This is a genomic window from Streptomyces cinnamoneus, assembly GCF_002939475.1.
GTDB lineage: Bacteria > Actinomycetota > Actinomycetes > Streptomycetales > Streptomycetaceae > Streptomyces > Streptomyces cinnamoneus_A.
In genome coordinates this window covers 6,331,312-6,347,274 of sequence record NZ_PKFQ01000001.1, presented here as the reverse complement: position 1 = coordinate 6,347,274, position 15,963 = coordinate 6,331,312, and the positions used below count along the sequence as shown (strand labels likewise).

General features: G+C 72.0%; 15 protein-coding genes. 7 read left to right on the top strand and 8 right to left on the bottom strand.

All coding sequences use genetic code 11. The features are described from left to right. Window positions 1-49: 49 nt before the first annotated feature. Together CYQ11_RS27890 and CYQ11_RS27885 are read right to left on the bottom strand one after the other, a co-directional pair. Complete coding sequence (locus CYQ11_RS27890) at window positions 50-826, bottom strand: thioesterase II family protein (RefSeq protein ID WP_099198658.1); 777 nt, start codon at window positions 824-826, stop codon at window positions 50-52. 84 nt (window positions 827-910) lie between these two features. After that, window positions 911-2,545 (bottom strand): GMC oxidoreductase, encoded by a 1,635-nt coding sequence (locus CYQ11_RS27885; protein WP_099198657.1) that lies wholly within the window; start codon window positions 2,543-2,545, stop codon window positions 911-913. A gap of 304 nt (window positions 2,546-2,849) precedes the next feature. Between CYQ11_RS27885 and CYQ11_RS27880 the strand changes: the two genes are divergently transcribed. Further along, complete coding sequence (locus CYQ11_RS27880; RefSeq protein WP_099198656.1) at window positions 2,850-3,629, top strand: 4'-phosphopantetheinyl transferase family protein; 780 nt, start codon at window positions 2,850-2,852, stop codon at window positions 3,627-3,629. 22 nt (window positions 3,630-3,651) lie between these two features. Here CYQ11_RS27880 and CYQ11_RS27875 read toward each other — a convergent pair whose 3' ends face one another. The 3 genes from CYQ11_RS27875 to CYQ11_RS27865 all read right to left on the bottom strand — a co-directional run bounded on the left by CYQ11_RS27875 (window position 3,652) and on the right by CYQ11_RS27865 (window position 7,595). Next, window positions 3,652-5,283: a TROVE domain-containing protein gene (locus CYQ11_RS27875; protein WP_099198655.1), complete on the bottom strand. Its 1,632-nt coding sequence runs from the start codon at window positions 5,281-5,283 to the stop codon at window positions 3,652-3,654. 341 nt (window positions 5,284-5,624) lie between these two features. After that, on the bottom strand, window positions 5,625-6,215 hold the full coding sequence (locus CYQ11_RS27870; RefSeq protein ID WP_146104753.1) for a DUF4352 domain-containing protein: 591 nt from the start codon (window positions 6,213-6,215) through the stop codon (window positions 5,625-5,627). A 153-nt stretch (window positions 6,216-6,368) separates the two neighbouring features. Continuing rightward, a complete protein-coding gene (locus CYQ11_RS27865; protein ID WP_099198653.1) occupies window positions 6,369-7,595 on the bottom strand; it encodes an acyl-CoA dehydrogenase family protein in 1,227 nt (408 codons plus the stop codon). A 150-nt stretch (window positions 7,596-7,745) separates the two neighbouring features. Here CYQ11_RS27865 and CYQ11_RS27860 point away from each other — a divergent pair, with 150 nt between their 5' ends. Further along, window positions 7,746-8,390: a TetR/AcrR family transcriptional regulator gene (locus CYQ11_RS27860; protein WP_099198652.1), complete on the top strand. Its 645-nt coding sequence runs from the start codon at window positions 7,746-7,748 to the stop codon at window positions 8,388-8,390. A gap of 67 nt (window positions 8,391-8,457) precedes the next feature. On the opposite strand, the gene def is transcribed toward CYQ11_RS27860, so the two are convergent. Next, a complete protein-coding gene (def, locus tag CYQ11_RS27855) occupies window positions 8,458-9,003 on the bottom strand; it encodes a peptide deformylase (RefSeq protein WP_099198734.1) in 546 nt (181 codons plus the stop codon). A gap of 165 nt (window positions 9,004-9,168) precedes the next feature. On the opposite strand from def, the gene CYQ11_RS27850 reads away from it, so the two are divergent. The 5 genes from CYQ11_RS27850 (at window position 9,169) to CYQ11_RS29895 (ending at window position 13,622) form a co-directional block, all read left to right on the top strand. Further along, window positions 9,169-10,407, top strand: coding sequence for a Mur ligase family protein (locus CYQ11_RS27850; RefSeq protein WP_099198651.1), 1,239 nt, complete (start codon window positions 9,169-9,171; stop codon window positions 10,405-10,407). A 33-nt stretch (window positions 10,408-10,440) separates the two neighbouring features. Continuing rightward, window positions 10,441-11,169: a type 1 glutamine amidotransferase gene (locus tag CYQ11_RS27845; RefSeq protein ID WP_099198650.1), complete on the top strand. Its 729-nt coding sequence runs from the start codon at window positions 10,441-10,443 to the stop codon at window positions 11,167-11,169. A 102-nt stretch (window positions 11,170-11,271) separates the two neighbouring features. Continuing rightward, the gene (locus tag CYQ11_RS27840) at window positions 11,272-12,297 is read left to right on the top strand and encodes a 6-phosphofructokinase (protein WP_099198649.1); all 1,026 of its coding nucleotides are present in this window, start codon (window positions 11,272-11,274) and stop codon (window positions 12,295-12,297) included. A gap of 102 nt (window positions 12,298-12,399) precedes the next feature. Continuing rightward, window positions 12,400-13,353, top strand: a complete 954-nt coding sequence (locus tag CYQ11_RS27835) for a cytochrome c oxidase assembly protein (RefSeq protein WP_099198648.1) — start codon at window positions 12,400-12,402, stop codon at window positions 13,351-13,353. 110 nt (window positions 13,354-13,463) lie between these two features. Further along, entirely contained in the window at window positions 13,464-13,622 is a 159-nt protein-coding gene (locus tag CYQ11_RS29895) for a hypothetical protein (protein ID WP_181143809.1), read from the top strand. A gap of 22 nt (window positions 13,623-13,644) precedes the next feature. Here CYQ11_RS29895 and CYQ11_RS27830 read toward each other — a convergent pair whose 3' ends face one another. Next, window positions 13,645-14,034: an SSI family serine proteinase inhibitor gene (locus tag CYQ11_RS27830; protein WP_099198647.1), complete on the bottom strand. Its 390-nt coding sequence runs from the start codon at window positions 14,032-14,034 to the stop codon at window positions 13,645-13,647. A 202-nt stretch (window positions 14,035-14,236) separates the two neighbouring features. Beyond that, a complete protein-coding gene (locus tag CYQ11_RS27825) occupies window positions 14,237-15,838 on the bottom strand; it encodes an alpha/beta hydrolase (RefSeq protein WP_240003307.1) in 1,602 nt (533 codons plus the stop codon). Between the last annotated feature and the right edge of the window lie 125 nt (window positions 15,839-15,963).

Here is a 15,963-nt window from a genome sequence, read left to right as displayed (position 1 = left end):
GAGGACGGCCCCCCGCCCGGTGGATCCGGGCGGGGGGCCGTCCCGTCGCCTACGCCTTGCCCGCCAGCGGCCGGAGCCGGTCCGCCATCTCCTTGATGACCGCGGCCTGGTGCTCCGCCAGGTAGAAGTGGCCGCCCTTGAAGACCTTGAGGTCGAACGAGCCCTCCGTGTGGCCCGCCCAGGCCGCCGCCTCGTCCAGGTTCACCTTCGGGTCGTCGTCCCCCACGAGGCCGAGGACCGGGCACGTCAGCGGCTCGCCCGGCTCGTACGCGTAGGTCTCGGCCGCCCGGTAGTCGGAACGGATGGCCGGCAGGATCATGCGCAGCACCTCCTCGTCGCCCAGGAGCTGGGTGGAGGTGCCGCTCAGCCGGCGCATCTCGGCGATCAGGCCGTTGTCGTCCTGCAGGTGCACCCGCTCGTCGCGGTGCGTGGAGGGAGCCCTGCGGCCCGAAGCGAAGAGGTAGGCCGGGACTATGCCCTTGTCCCGCTCCAGGCGCCGGGCGACCTCGAACGCGAGCGAGGCGCCCATGCTGTGGCCGAACAGCGCCAGCGGACGGTCCGCCCAGGGCAACAGGGCGGCGTACACCTGGTCGGCGAGGTCGGGGATGTTGTCGACAAGCGGTTCGGCACGGCGGTCCTGGCGGCCCGGGTACTGGACGCAGAGCACGTCGGCGAAGTCGGGCATCGCCCGCGACACGGGGAAGTAGAAGCTGGCCGAACCGCCCGCGTGCGGCAGGCACACCAGCCGGACGGCGCTGTCGGGCCGCGGGTGGAACCGGCGGATCCACAGTCCGTTGTCGTCGGCACCGGAGAAGTTGTCGGTCATGGTCGGTACTTCCTTCCGAAAGAACGTCATAACAACGCCGCTCATTGTCGCAACCGCTCGCCGGCCCGGCCGCGCCGCCCGGCGTCAGACGGTGACGTCCTGCGCGATCACGCGCTCGATGTTCCGTTCGGCGAGTGCCGTGATGGTGACGAAGGGGTTGACGCCGATGGAACCCGGGATCAGCGAGCCGTCCACGACGTAGAGGTTCCGGTAGCCGCGGACGCGTCCGTGGAGGTCGGTGGCCCGGCCCAGCACGCAGCCGCCGAGGGGGTGGTAGCAGAAGTCGTCGGCGAAGTTCCGGAGGCCGCCGCCGAAGAGGTCGTACCGGTACATCGTGCCGTTGGCCCGGTTGACCCGGTCGAAGAGCGACTTGGCGGCGCGCACGGCCGGCGCGTTCTGGTCGCGGGTCCAGCGCAGGCCCAGCCGGTCGGTCGCCTTGTCGTAGGTGAACGTGCCGCGTTCGGGGTTCTTGGTGATGGCCAGGTAGAGGCTGGCCCAGGTCTCCAGGCCGGCGGGTATCGGGGCGATCTCCGCGAAGACGGGGGCGGCCGGGTTGTCCCAGTCGTCGATGCCCAGCGCGGGGATGGACGACTGGTGGGGGCCGGTGGGATTCCAGAGGTGATTGGCGCGGGCGGTCATGACGTTGCCGTTGGGGCCCCAGCCGGTGCCGATCTCCGGGGGAAGGTCGGGCAGCGTCCCGGTCTCCCGGGCGCGCAGCAGCAGTTCGGTGGTGCCGAGGCTGCCTGCACCCAGGAAGAGGTGGGTGCAGGAGATCTCCCGGCGGCCGAGCGGGGCGCCGTGGGCGTCCGTCTCCTCGGCGCCCAGCAGGTAGGTGCCGTCGCGCCGGCGCTCGATGGTCGTCACGCGGTGCAGGGGCCGGATGGTGACCTTGCCGGTGCGCAGGGCCGCGGCGAGGTAGGTCTTGTCCAGGCTCATCTTGCCGTGGTTGTTGCCGTAGATGACCTCGGTGGCGAGCGCCGACCTCGGCACCTCGCCCGCCGCCTCGCGCCGCATGTGGCCGAAGTCGTAGACGTTGGGCACGAAGACCGTGCCGAGTCCGGCCCTGGCCGCCTGGGTCCGCGAGACGCGGGCGTACTTGTACCACTCGGTCTGCTCGAACCACGCCTTGTCGATCCGGTTCACCCTCAGCGCGGCGTTGGCGCGCGGGAAGTACCGCTCGTACATCTCGCCCGCGTCGACCTGCGGGAGGACCTCCTCGAAGTACGACCGCCTGGGCGTCACGGCCATGCCGCCGTTGACCAGCGAGCCGCCGCCGACGCCGCGGCCGACGTACACCGACATCCCGTCGAAGCGCACGCGGTCGAGCACCCCGGCGTACGGCCGGATGTTCCTGTTGACCACGTCGAGCCAGAGGAAGGTGCTCAGCGGGGCCTCGGTGCGGCTCTTGAACCAGCTGGAGCGCTCGTCCGGCCGGAGCATGCCGCAGAAGACGCTGCCGTCGGCGCCGGGGCCGTCCCAGCGCCGGCCCATCTCCAGCATCAGCGTCTCGACGCCGGCTTCGGCGAGGCGCAGGGCGCAGACGGCCGCGCCGTATCCGGTGCCGACCACCACGGCCGGTACGAACGCGTCGCCGCCGCCCCGGCCGCCGGCCCGGGCGCGTGGTGCGGTGACGAGGCCGGCCGCCCCGGTGAGGGCGGCGGCGCCGAGGGTCGCCGCGGCGAGGACGCTGCGGCGCGAAGGGGGCTGGTTCTCTCCCACGTCGGATCTCCTTGCCTACCTGCCGTGGGGGCAGGTGGAAGTGGTGTGTGCGTCGAACCGTGGTGGTCTGTTACCAGGCGCTGCGCGAGGGTTGAAGGCCACCGGCCCGACTCGGGGGTGATGAGGCGTCAGGAGACCAAGGAGACACCGGAGCCGGGCTTCTCCACGGCGGATGCTCATGCAGCTACCGTTCTTGACGGATTGAGCCCGAAAATGTTCGTATCCGCCGGACCTGATATGTGACAGACATATGACTCCTGTACGCTGCGGCGTTCTGGCCGTCCTCGAGAGACCGGAGCGACCTGTGCAGCTGAACCTGGACCCCGCCGCCTCACTCCGCCCTGGCAGCACCACCGATGTCCCCTGGCCCGACGCCGTGGACAAGCCGGCCGAAGGAACGCTCGACCTCTGGCTGCTGCACATGCCCGACCCGTGGCTGCTGGGCACCGCGCTCGACCAGTCCCCGCTCGACGAGCGCGAGCGCGCGCAGGCGGCCGGCTTCGTGCACGCCGTCGACCGCGCGAAGTACGTCGCGTCGCACCTCACGCTGCGCCGGATCCTCGGCGCCTATCTGGGGATGCCCGCAGGCGAGGTGCGCTTCTTCCGCGAGGAGTGCCCGTGCTGCGGCAAGCCGCACGGCCGCCCGGCCGTGACCGCGCCGGACGCCCCGCACTTCTCCATGTCGCACGGCGGCAACCTGGTGCTCATCGGCGTGGCCGCGCAGCCGGTCGGCGTGGACACCGAGCAGGTGCCCGCCGCGCACACCGTGGCGGGGGTGGCCGAGGCGCTGCACCCGCTGGAGCACCGCGAGGTGATGGCCGCGCCGGCGGTGCGCCGTCCCGCGGTGTTCACCCGGCTGTGGGTCCGCAAGGAGGCCTACCTCAAGGGGCTGGGCACGGGCCTGGGCCGCTCCCCCGACCTGGACTACCTGGGCAACGGCGGTCCCGGCACGCCCCCGTGGCCCACGGGCTGGACGATCGTGGACGTGCCGGTCGGCGCGGGTCACGCCGCGGCCGCCGTGCGGGGCGAGATCACCAGCCGGTACGACGTCAGGCGGCTGGCCCCCGAGGGCCTGAGCGCCTGACGCCCCTCGCCCGGAGGGCGGTTCAGCCGCGGCGGCCGTCCTCCCAGGGCCAGTGCGCCGTACGCCCGGCCTCCAGCAGGGGGATCATCCGGAACGCGGCGTCGGTCAGGCCGCCGAAGGCGTGCCGGTTGTCCCCGCCCGAGGGCGTGGCGCCGGCGCGGTAGCCGGCCATGTTCCACATGTAGACCGGCACGTCGCGCGGGACCAGGTCGTCGATCATCGTCTCCGGCATGCCGCCGTAGGCGTGGGCGTTGGAGGGCAGCCAGCCCGGCCGGGTCTGCTCGTCGGTGACCACCACGATCCGGTCGTGCCCGGCGAAGTGCCGCCGTACGGCCAGCGGGATGTCCGTCCCGTCGATCTCGCCGAACCGCTCGACGAGCTTGAGCACGCTGCCGCCCCTGGGCACGTCCACCGCGTTGCTGCGCATCCCGAACTCGACGAGGGTGGGCCGCTCGGCCCGCAGCGCCAGGGCCGCCCCGAAGAGGGCGGCCTGTTCGGCGAGGGGGATGTCGGAGGTGTGCGGGGTGGAGAAGACGTAGCCGGGGAACATCGACGGGGAGCGGTCGACGAGGATCAGCGTCCGGCCGGGCAGCGCCGGCACGTTCGCGAGCGAGGCCCCGATGGCCTTCTCCAGCGCGTGCGCCCAGCGCAGCGACGAGGTGTGCTTGTAGGCGGCCCAGAAGCGGAAGGGGAACATCCGCGAGGCGGTGACCTGTTCGGGGTCCGCGATGCGCGCCGCCACCCGCTCGGCGACCTCGTCGCTCACCCCCGCCTCGTCGAAGTTGCGCAGGTTGCGGACGAGCGCCATCGGCCCCATGGAGGGGATGACGGCCTCCCAGGCGGCCGCCTCCATGGGCCCCTGGAGCCAGCCGGCGAGCGCCTCCCAGGTCATGCCGGCCTCACGCAGCACGTCCGCCGCCCCGTCCCGGCGCAGCAGCGCCCGGCGCTCGGCCGGCTCCAGCCGCATCAGCGCGGCACGGCGGCGCAGGGTCGCCAGCTCTTCGGGAATGTCCTCGTCGCGTCCCCTGCGCCGGCCGACGGCGTGCCGGAACAGCGCGGCCTGCCAGGGCTTGGCCGGGTCGGGGGCGGGGTGCGCGAGGCTGAGGACGTCGCCGAAGCGGTAGGCCCTGGAGTCGGTGTCGTACTTGAGCAGGGACCGCTGCGAGTAGAGCCGCCGCACGGCGTCGGCGATGCCGCGCTTGACGGGCTTGGGTACGGCCCGGCCGTGGTGCGCGGTCCAGTAGCCGAGCATCTCGCCCGGCTCGTCCGCCCGCTGGAGCACCGCGTCGACGGCCTGCCGGGAGTGGCCCGGCAGTTCCCGGCGCACGCGCTCGGCCGCGAACTCCGCGGCGCCGACGAGGGCCGCGGTGCGCATGTGGGCGCCGTCGCGCAGCCAGCGGAGGAAAGCGACGGTCCACTCGGGGTCCTCGACGGCCAGCCGCCGGACGAGCCCGGCGTAGCGGTCGTCGCGGTCCTCGGCCTTCTCGTAGAAGGCGCCGGTGCCGACGAGGTTGGCGACGGCGAGCAGGAACAGCTCGCTCTTCGCGTCGCGGACGTGGCCCGCGGCGCCCTCGTGGGTGCGGGTGCGCTCCCCGGTCGAGGCTATCGGCGAGGCCGGAGAAGGCTTGGTGGTACGGGTGTTGAAGCGGGCCATGGATTGTTCCCCCGTGGTGGAGGAAGGCGTCGGCAAGGGCGGTGCCCGAGATCAGGCGACGGTCGTGTACGTACGTGCTCTGCCATTGAGCTACCGCCGCGGGATGCGGCGGACGGGATTCGAACCCGCAACCTCGTCCATCAGAAAGGAAGTAACGACTGTCTGGCGCACCGGGCACCGCCCGTGCCATGCCTCCCGAGGTTTTCCGTGGGGCCGGCGCTTTCACCACAAGAAGGAGCCGGACCCTGCGCACCGGGAGGTGCGTTCGCGTTGTCGCGGCATCACCTTAACGGCGACGCCCATGGCCGTGCCCGTGATTTAACCACGGGCCGGCCGCGCCGTCACTTGGCGACCGCCCACTGGGCGATGTCGCTGGAGAAGCCGGAGTCCGGGGCGAAGGTGACGGCCTTGGGCTTGGACTGCTCGGGGACCGAGACGACGACGTACCCGAGGGCCTTCTCGCCCGGCTTGAGCTTGACGGTGGCCGGCATGTTGGGGCCGGAGGTGGTCTCGCCGATGGAGTGGGTCCAGGGCTCCGTCCCCTCGTCGAGGACCTTCACGCCGTTGGCGGGGCTGTCGTCGTAGACGCTCTGGCCGGTGTTGGAGATCTCGAGCTGGGCGGCGACCCAGCGCTTGCCCGGCTTCGGCGTCATGAACTTGTTGTTGCTCTTGGCCGGGTCGACCCAGTTCTTCAGGGTGACGGCGACCTTGGCGCCGTTCTTGGCCGTGACGGTGATCGTGCCGCCGACGGTGACGTTTCTGTCCCCGCCGGGGGCGGGCTTGTCCTTCCCCTGGCCCTGGGAGGCGGGGCTCTGCGCCGCCGTGGCGGCGGGGTCGGGACTGTTGTTGTCGGTGCCGTCGCCGTCGTTGCAGGCGGTGGCGGTGACCGCGAGCGTGAGGACGACGGCGGCGGTGGCGAGCTGACGGCGCAAGATGGTTCCCCCGTGAGGCGTTGCTTTTGACGTGTTCATTTTTACGCCATGCCAGGGGATGGATTCAGCCAACGCGGGGTCTGTGGGGCTCCTGTGACAGACGAGTGATCAAACCGGCACAGCGATTCCCGGGCGGTCCGGGGTGAAACACCCCTATCGGATGGGGACGCCGGCCAGGGTCCGCGCTATGACGAGCCGTTGGATCTCGCTCGTACCCTCGAATATGGTGTAGATCGCCGCATCCCGGTGCATGCGCTCCACCGGGTACTCGCGGGTGTAGCCGTTGCCGCCGAGGATCTGCATGGCCTGGGCGGTGACCTTCTTCGCCGTCTCGCCCGCGAAGAGCTTGGACATCGAGCCCTCGGCCGCGGTGAAGGGCTTGCCCGCGGTAGCCATCCAGGAGGCGCGCCAGACCAGGAGGCGGGCGGCGTCGATGCTCGTCCGCATGTCGGCGAGCTGGAAGGCGATCCCTTGGTTGTCGATGATGGGCCGGCCGAACTGCACACGGGTCTTGGCGTAGTCGAGGGCCACCTCGTAGGCGGCGCGGGCGATGCCGACCGCCTGGGCGCCGACGGCCGGGCGGGACGCCTCGAAGGTCGCCATGGCCGCGTTGCCGCCCCGGCCGCCCTTGCCTGCCGCCTGCTCGCGGGCGCGCGCCAGGCGCTCGTCGAGCCGGTCCTTGCCGCCGAGGAGGCAGTGACCGGGGACGCGGACGCCGTCGAGGACGACCTCGGCGGTGTGGGAGGCGCGGATGCCGTGCTTCTTGAACTTCTGCCCCTGCGACAGCCCGGGCGTGCCCGGCGGGACGATGAAGGACGCATGGCCCCGGGCACCGAGGGCGGCGTCCACGACCGCGACGACGACGTGGACGTTCGCGATGCCGCCGTTGGTCGCCCAGGTCTTGGTGCCGTTCAGCACCCACTCGTCCTTGGCCTCGTCGTAGACGGCCCGGGTGCGCATCGCGGAGACGTCGGAGCCGGCGTCGGGCTCCGACGAACAGAAGGCGGCGACCTTCACGTCGCCGGCGTCGCCGTACATCTGCGGCACCCAGGTGCCGATCTGTTCGTCGGTGCCGTTGGTGAGGACGCCGATGGCGGCGAGGCCGGTGCCCGCGATCGCCAGGCCCAGGCCGGCGTCGCCCCAGAAGAGCTCCTCCAGCGTCATGGGGACGCCGAGCCCCGTGGGGTCGAAGAACTGCTGGGCGTAGAAGTCGAGCGAGTACAGGCCGATTCTGGCGGCCTCCTGCACCACCGGCCAGGGGAACTCCTCGCGTTCGTCCCATTCCGCCGCCGCCGGGCGCATCACGTCGGCGGCGAAGCCGTGGATCCAGTCACGGACGGCCCTCTGGTCGTCGTTCAGCTCCAGCGCGAACTCCCCCATGCCCCCTCCAGCGTTTGTTACTTGCGGTAACAGGAGTGTATGTTACTGGCTGGTAAAAATGTCAACTCTCCCGCCCGCTGAATTCGGTCCGTGGTGCGAGTGTTACGTTGCGCATGCGTTTTGATTCACAGGGGCGGGGAGGCACGTCTTATGGAGACCAGTCAGCGGGACGAGCAGCAGCGGGCGGCGGAGCAGCGGCGCAGGGAACTGCTCGAGGCGGCGGACCGGGTGGTGCTGAGGGAGGGACCGGGGGCGTCGATGAACGCGATAGCCGCCGAGGCCGGCATCACCAAGCCGATCCTCTACCGGCACTTCGGGGACAAGGGCGGCCTCTACCGCGCCCTGGCCGCACGGCACACCGACGCCCTGCTCGCGGGGCTGCGCGCGGCGCTGGACTCCCCCGTCGCCCGGCGCGAGCGGGTCGAGGCGACGCTGGACAACTACCTGACGGCCATAGAGGCACGGCCCCAGGTCTACCGGTTCCTGATGCACCCCGCCGACGAGGGCCAGCCCTCGGAACAGGGCTTCGACGTCGGGCGGCACTCCGCGCCCCTGATGCGCAGGATGGGCGAGGAGCTGGCGGTGGTCATCACCGAGCGCGTCGACCTCGGCCCCGACGGCGAGGACCTGGCACGGGCGTGGGGCCACGGCATCGTCGGCATGATGCACGCGGCGGGCGACTGGTGGCTGAGGGAGCGGCCGTTCTCGCGCGAGCAGCTCGTCCGGCATCTGACCGATCTGCTGTGGGGCAGGCTGGCCGTGTCCGGCGACCGCCTGGACGGCCCGGGGTTCTGACGGGGCCGGGGCGGCAGCCGCTCAACTCCCCCGGCAGCGCCGCCGTGTGGCCGGTGGGCGCGGGGTCCTACCCCGCCACCGCCCACGGCGCCCGTCGCACGGCCCGCAGCGCCCGGCGCCTGCGCAGACCCGTCAGACGGTCGAGGTAGAGGCCGCCGTCGAGGTGGTCGCACTCGTGCTGCAGGCACCGCGCGAAGAACCCCGTCCCCCGCACCCGGACCTCTGTGCCGTCCATTGTGAAGCCCTCCACCACCGCCTCGTCGAAGCGCGGGGTGCCCGCCTCGACGCCCGGCACCGACAGGCACCCCTCGGGCCCCCGCACCACGATCCCCTCCACGCTCACCAGGCGGGGATTGACGAGGTGGCCCAGATGCCGCACGTCCTCGTCGTCTGGACAGTCGTACACGAAGACCCGCAGCGGGACGCCTATCTGGTTCGCGGCGAGGCCCACGCCACCCGCGGCGTACATCGTGGCGAACATGTCCTCCACCAGCCGCGCGAGGTCGGCGCCGAAGTCGGCGACCTCCTCGCAGGGTGCGCCGAGACCCCCGTCCCCGAGCAGCCGCATGGGCCGTACACGTCCTGAACTGCCGGGAATGGTGCCTCTTCGCATGGCGTCAAGGGTACGGTCCCCAGGCAGCCGGTTCGGGCCCACGGCCGGATCTCGATAGGCTGATCCCCGACCGAAGCCTCCTGGCTGGCGATTTGGGCACGGAGGGGGCGTTCCACCGGCTGACCAGGAACAGGCGCGGCGCCCGAACAAGGAGGATCTAGGACGATGGCAGGCAACTCGGGGCCACTGTCGCCGCGGGCCAAGCTGGCCGTGACGGCGGGCAAGGCCGCTGCGGCGGTCTCGCGCGCCGCTGGCCGCGGCAGCGGGTCGGTGATCGGCGGCAAGGTCGCGCTCAAGCTCGACCCCGACCTGCTGGCCCGGCTGGCCACCCACCTGGACGTGGTCCTGGTGTCGGCCACCAACGGCAAGACGACCACGACCCGGCTCATCGCCGAGGCACTGCGTGCCAGCGGGCCCGTGGTGTCCAACGCGCTGGGCGCGAACATGCCCGCGGGCATCACCTCCGCCCTCGCGGGCGGCTCGGACGCGCGCTACGGCGTGATCGAGGTGGACGAGAAGTACCTGGCCGGGGTCGCACGTGACGTGGCGCCCAAGGCCATAGCGCTGCTGAACCTCTCCCGCGACCAGCTCGACCGGGCGGCGGAGACCCGCATGCTCGCCGAGAAGTGGCGCGAGGGCCTGGCCGGCACCAAGGCCGTGGTGATCGCGAACGCGGACGACCCGCTGATCGTCTGGGCCGCCTCCTCCTCGCCGAACGTGGTGTGGGTCGCGGCCGGCCAGGAGTGGAAGGACGACGCCTGGTCCTGTCCGTCGTGCGGCGGCGTGATGCAGCGCCCCGGCGACGACTGGTTCTGCGGCGAGTGCGGCTTCCGCCGGCCGAACCCCAGCTGGGCGCTGTCGGGCGACTACGTCCTCGACCCGCACGGCAGCGCGTGGCCGATCCACCTCCAGCTGCCGGGCCGGGCCAACAAGGCCAACGCCACCACCTCCGCCGCCGTGGCCGCCACCTTCGGGGTGCCGCCGCAGGTGGCCCTGGAGCGGATGTACCAGGTGCAGGCGGTGGCCGGCCGGTACGACGTGGTGACCTTCCTCGACCGTGAGGTCCGGCTGCTGCTGGCGAAGAACCCGGCCGGCTGGCTGGAGACGTTCTCGCTGATCGACGGGCCGCCCGCGCCGGTGATCCTCGCGGTGAACGCCCGCGGCGCCGACGGCACCGACACCTCGTGGCTGTGGGACGTGGACTACACCCGCCTCGCCGGCCACCCGATCATGGTCATCGGCGACCGCAAGCTCGACCTGGCGGTGCGCCTGGAGGTCGCGGGCGTGGACTTCCGGGTCTGCGAGACGGTCGACGAGGCGGTGCAGGGCTGCCCGCCCGGCAAGATCGAGGTGATCGCCAACTACACGGCGTTCCAGGACATCCGCCGCCGGGTCGGCAACTGACCCCCCGCGCAAGCACCAGAGGAGGAGTGTGAGATGAGCCAGAACAGTCTGCGCGTGGTGTGGGTCTACCCCGACCTGCTCAGCACCTACGGCGACCAGGGCAACGTCCTGGTCCTGGAGCGGCGCGCCCACCAGCGCCGCCTGGACGTCCAGCGGGTGGACGTGCGGTCCGACCAGCAGATCCCCACCTCCGGGGACATCTACCTGATCGGCGGCGGCGAGGACCGCCCGCAGCGGCTGGCGGCCGAGCGGCTGCGCCGCGACGGCGGCCTGAACCGCGCCGTGGCCAACGGCGCGATCGTCTTCTCGGTCTGCGCCGGCTACCAGATCCTGGGCCACGAGTTCATCAACGACCTGGGCCAGCGCGAGCAGGGCCTGGGCCTGCTGGACGTGATCAGCACCCGGGGCGAGGGCGAGCGCTGCGTCGGCGACGTCCTGGCCGACATCGACCAGCCGCTCGGCCTGCCGCCGCTGACCGGCTTCGAGAACCACCAGGGCGTCACCCACCTGGGCCCGACGGCCCGCCCCCTCGCCCGGGTCCGCTTCGGCAAGGGCAACGGCACCGGCGACGGAACCGAGGGCGCGTACAACGAGACGGTCTTCGGTACGTACATGCACGGCCCGGTGATGGCCCGCAACCCGCACATCGCGGACATGCTGATCAAGCTGGCGCTGGACGTCAACGCCCTGCCGCCGGTCGACGACCGCTGGTACGAGGCGCTGCGCTCGGAACGGATCGCCGCGGCGACACAGCCCGCATAGCGGACGGTCGCCGTCCCCGCCGCCCTCGAACGTTAGGGTGGCGGGGATTCCACCGGACGACGGGGTCCGGTTCCCAGGCCCTGTTGTGAAGGTTTCCCAGTCATGCGCATCGGTGTCCTCACCTCCGGCGGCGACTGCCCCGGTCTCAACGCCGTCATCCGCTCCGTCGTGCACCGCGCCGTCGTCGACCACGGTGACGACGTCATCGGCTTCCTCGACGGCTGGCGGGGCCTGCTGGAGGGCGACCACCGCAAGCTCGACCTGGACGCGGTGGGCGGCATCCTGGCCACCGGGGGCACCATCCTCGGCTCCTCCCGGGTGCGCCCCGACGCCCTGCGGGACGGGGTCGAGCGGGCCAAGGAGCACGTGGCCGGCCTCGGCCTGGACGCCGTCGTCCCGATCGGCGGCGAGGGCACGCTCAAGGCCGCCCGGCTGCTGTCGGACGCCGGGCTGCCCGTCGTGGGCGTCCCCAAGACCATCGACAACGACATCGCCTCGACGGACGTCACCTTCGGCTTCGACACGGCCGTGGGCGTGGCCACCGAAGCCCTGGACCGGCTGAAGACCACCGCCGAGTCCCACCAGCGGGTGCTGATCGTCGAGGTCATGGGGCGCCACACCGGCTGGATCGCCCTGCACTCGGGCATGGCCGCGGGCGCCCACGCGATCGTCGTGCCGGAGCGCCCCTTCGACATCGACGAGCTCACCGAGGTCGTAGGCCGGCGCTTCGCGGCGGGCAAGCGGTTCGCGATCGTGGTGGCCGCGGAGGGCGCGAAGCCCCGCGAGGGCTCCATGGCCTTCGAGACCGGCGCCACCGACGTCTACGGGCACGAGCGCTTCGCCGGCGTGGCCCGCCAGCTGGCCGGCGAGCTGGAGCACCGGCTGGGCAAGGAGGCGCGCCCGGTCATCCTCGGCCACGTGCAGCGCGGCGGCACGCCGACCGCCTACGACCGGGTGCTGGCGACGCGGTTCGGCTGGCACGCCGTGGAGGCGGTGCACCAGGGTGCGTTCGGGATGATGACGGCGCTGCGCGGCACGGAGATCACGCTGGTGCCGCTGGCGGAGGCGGTCGAGCGCCTCAAGACGGTGCCCGAGGAGCGCTACGCCGAGGCCGAGTGCGTGCTGTGAGCCCGTCCGCGCCGCCGCGCGCCAGGCGGCCCCGGCCGTGGGGCCGCCCGGCGGCGCCTCTACTCTGGTCCCGGCGCATTGGTGCGAAATGGGAGAGAGCGGATGGATCACAGCGGGCACGGCATGATGCACATGGACATGCCGCCGTTCACGCTGGGACGGGCTCTGCAGTTCAGTAGCGAACCGTTCTTCATGATCGGCTGCCTGCTGGGCCTGGGGCTCTACGGCTGGGGGGTGGTCCGGTTGCGGCGGCGCGGCGACGCCTGGCCGGCCGGCCGTACGGTGGCCTTCGCCCTGGGCGTGCTGACCGTGGCGCTGATGATGTGCACCAAGCTCAACGACTACGGCATGGTCATGTTCAGCGTGCACATGGTGCAGCACATGGTCATCAGCATGCTCTCCCCGATCCTGCTCCTGCTGGGTGCCCCGGTGACGCTGGCCCTGCGGGCGCTGCCGGCGGCGGGGCGCGGCCGCAAGGGGCCGCGCGAGTGGCTGGTCGCCCTGCTGCACAGCCGCTACATGCGGGTGATCACGCACCCGGCGTTCACGATCCCGCTGTTCATCGCGAGCCTGTACGCGCTGTACTTCACTCCGCTCTTCGACTTCCTCATGGGGTCCAGGACCGGGCACATCGCGATGATGGTGCACTTCCTCGCCGTGGGCCTGGTCTTCTTCTGGCCCATCATGGGCGTGGACCCCGGCCCGCACCGGCCGGGCTACGTGATGCGGATGCTGGAGCTGTTCGCGGGCATGCCCTTCCACGCCTTCTTCGGCATCGCGCTGATGATGGCCACGGAGCCGATGATCGGCACGTACATGCACCCGCCGGCCTCCCTGGGCATCGACCCGCTGGACGACCAGAAGGCCGGCGGCGGCATCGCCTGGGCCTTCAGCGAGATCCCCTCGGTGATCGTGCTGCTGGCGCTGGTGTTCCAGTGGTACCGCTCGGAGCAGCGCCAGGCACGGCGCATCGACCGCAACGCCGACCGCGACGGCGACAAGGAGCTGGCGGCCTACAACGCGTACCTGGCCTCGCTCCAGACGAAGGGGCGGTGACGCGGACGGGTCCGCGGTATGGCGGCGGGGACCGCGGCGGGGAGACGATGGTCTCCTGGCCGCGGTCTTTCGCGTTCTCGCGCCGGGACCGCCGTTGAGGAGGTGCGGGGATGCCCGGATCGGCGAAGACGATGGCGGGGCTGACGGTCGGCGGCCTCGTGCTGGTGACCGCCTACACGGTGGCCATCGGCAACAACGGCTGGCTGTGGTTCGCCTGGGTGGTGCTGGGGCTGTCGGCCATAGGCACCGGGGTGGCCCGCGGCACCTGAGCGCCGGCCGGACGGCGGCGGGTCAGAACCGGAAGACGGGGCCCGTGGCCGCCTCCAGGGCGCAGGTGTTGGGGAAGGTGCGCCGCCAGGCGACGGGAGCCCCGTGCCAGTCCCCGTCGGCGGTGGCGGTGACGGGGTCGCGGCTCGGGGCGCACGTGCGGCTCGCCTCGGGCAGTTCCTCCAGCCGGCCGTGCGCCAGGGCGAGGGCCTTGCAGGCGTCGGCGGCGTGCGGGTGGTGGCCGTCCGCGGCGGGGCAGATCAGCCGGATGCCGCGGATCCAGGTGTTCTGGGAGCCGGAGACGGTGAGGAAGAGCCGCCCGTCGTTCTGGTCGTCGGCGGCCGCCGGGGCCGGGGGCAGGGCGAGGAGGGCGGTGGCGGCCGCCACCGCGGCCGCTTGCGTGCGTACGGACATCGGTGTGGGTCTCCCGGTGCGCGGGCATGGCCGGGACAGGCCACCGCGCCCCGCCGCGGACGGCAAGGGGCCGCACCGGGCGGGTCGCCCGGGTGGGGGTGCCGGGCCACCCGGCCGGCCGCGGACGACGCCGCGCCCCCGGTCCTTGGCGGACCGGGGGCGCGGTGGTCGTGCGGACGGGCCGGGGCCCGCCAAAACGGTCTTACTTGGTGCCGGCCTTCGGCGCCTCGGGGGTGGCGTGCGGGGCGCACGTCACGTCCGAGCCGCCCTGGAGCTTGCCGGTCAGGAGGTAGGCGTCGACGCGCTGGTTGACGCAGGGGTTGACCAGGCCCGTGACGCCGTGCGAGCCGGCGTCCTTCTCGGTGATCAGCTGGGAGCCGCGGAAGCGCTCGTGCAGCTCCACCGCGCCCGCGTACGGGGTGGCGGCGTCACGCTCGGACTGCACGATGAGGGTCTGCGGCAGGCCCTTGTGCGTGGTCACCTCGACGGGGTTGTACTGCGGGCCCTTCCACGTGGCGCAGGGCAGGTTCATCCAGGCGTTGGCCCAGGTCATGAACGGCGCCTGGCGGTGGACGCGGGTGTTGTCCCGGTCCCACTGGCGCCAGCTGGTGGGCCACTTGGCGTCGGCGCACTCGACGGCGGTGTAGACGGCGTTGCCGTTCTCGGAGGAGATGTTGCCCGCGCGGTCGGTCAGGTCGGGACCGGCCGCCTGGACGAGGGCCTTCTCGTCACCGGCGCGGTACTTCTTCCAGGTCTCGGCGACCGGGACCCACGAGCGGTCGTAGTACGCGGCGCCCTGGAAGTAGTTGATCAGCTCGGCCGGGCCGACGAGGCCGCCGACGGGCTGCTTCTTGGCGGTGGCGCGGAGCTTCTCCCACTCGGCGTGGACCTTGGCGCGGGTGTCGCCGATGTGGAAGGAGGCGTCGTTCTTGGCGACCCACTCCTCCCAGTCCTTGAAGCGGCCCTCGAAGGCGACGTCCTGCTCGAGGTTGGCCTGGTACCAGATGTTCTCCCGGTCCGGGTTGACGACGCTGTCGACGATCATGCGCCGGACGTGCGTCGGGAAGAGCGTGCCGTAGACGGCGCCGAGGTAGGTGCCGTAGGAGACGCCGAGGTAGTTGAGCTTCTTGTCGCCCAGGGCGGCGCGGACGACGTCCACGTCACGGGCGGTGTTCGGCGTCGTCATGTACGGCAGCATGTCGCCGCTGCGCTCCGCGCAGCCGTCCGCGTACTCCTTGGCGAGCTTGCGCTGGGCGCGCTTGTCGGCCTCGCTCGACGGCACCGGGTCGGCCTTGGGGGCCTTGACGAACTCCTGGGGGTCGACGCAGGAGATCGGGGCGGAGTGGCCCACGCCGCGCGGGTCGAAGCCGACGAAGTCGTACGCCTTCGCGATGTTGGCGTACAGCGGGTTGTTGGTCGTGACCCGCTTGGGGAAGGACAGGCCGGAGCCGCCGGGACCGCCGGGGTTGTAGACGAGGGAGCCCTGGCGCTCACTCGCGGTGCCGGTGGAACGGGCCCGGTCGACGGCGATCTTGATGGTGCGGCCGTTGGGCTTGGCGTAGTCGACGGGGACGGTGACCCAGCCGCACTGGATCGGCTTGTCCAGGCCCCAGTCGGCAGGGCAGTCCTGCCAGTTGACGCCCGCCTTGGCGGCCCGCTCGGCGGCGATCTTCACGCCCTTGGCCTCGGCCGCGCCACCGGGCACCGCCTGCGCGGCACCGGCCGACGGGGCGGCGAGGAAGCCGGCGACGAGGGCGCCGGTCACCACGGTGCCGGCTGCTCCGGCTATCGCTTTTGCTCTCACGTAGGGGTCCCCCAGATGGATACGCCGCGTCGCAGCGGCGGTGATCACATGGTCTGCAGGGATCCTTTCGTCTCTCCTGCCACAAAGGACAGGGCGTACGGGTGTTCTTTACTAATCCGTAAGAG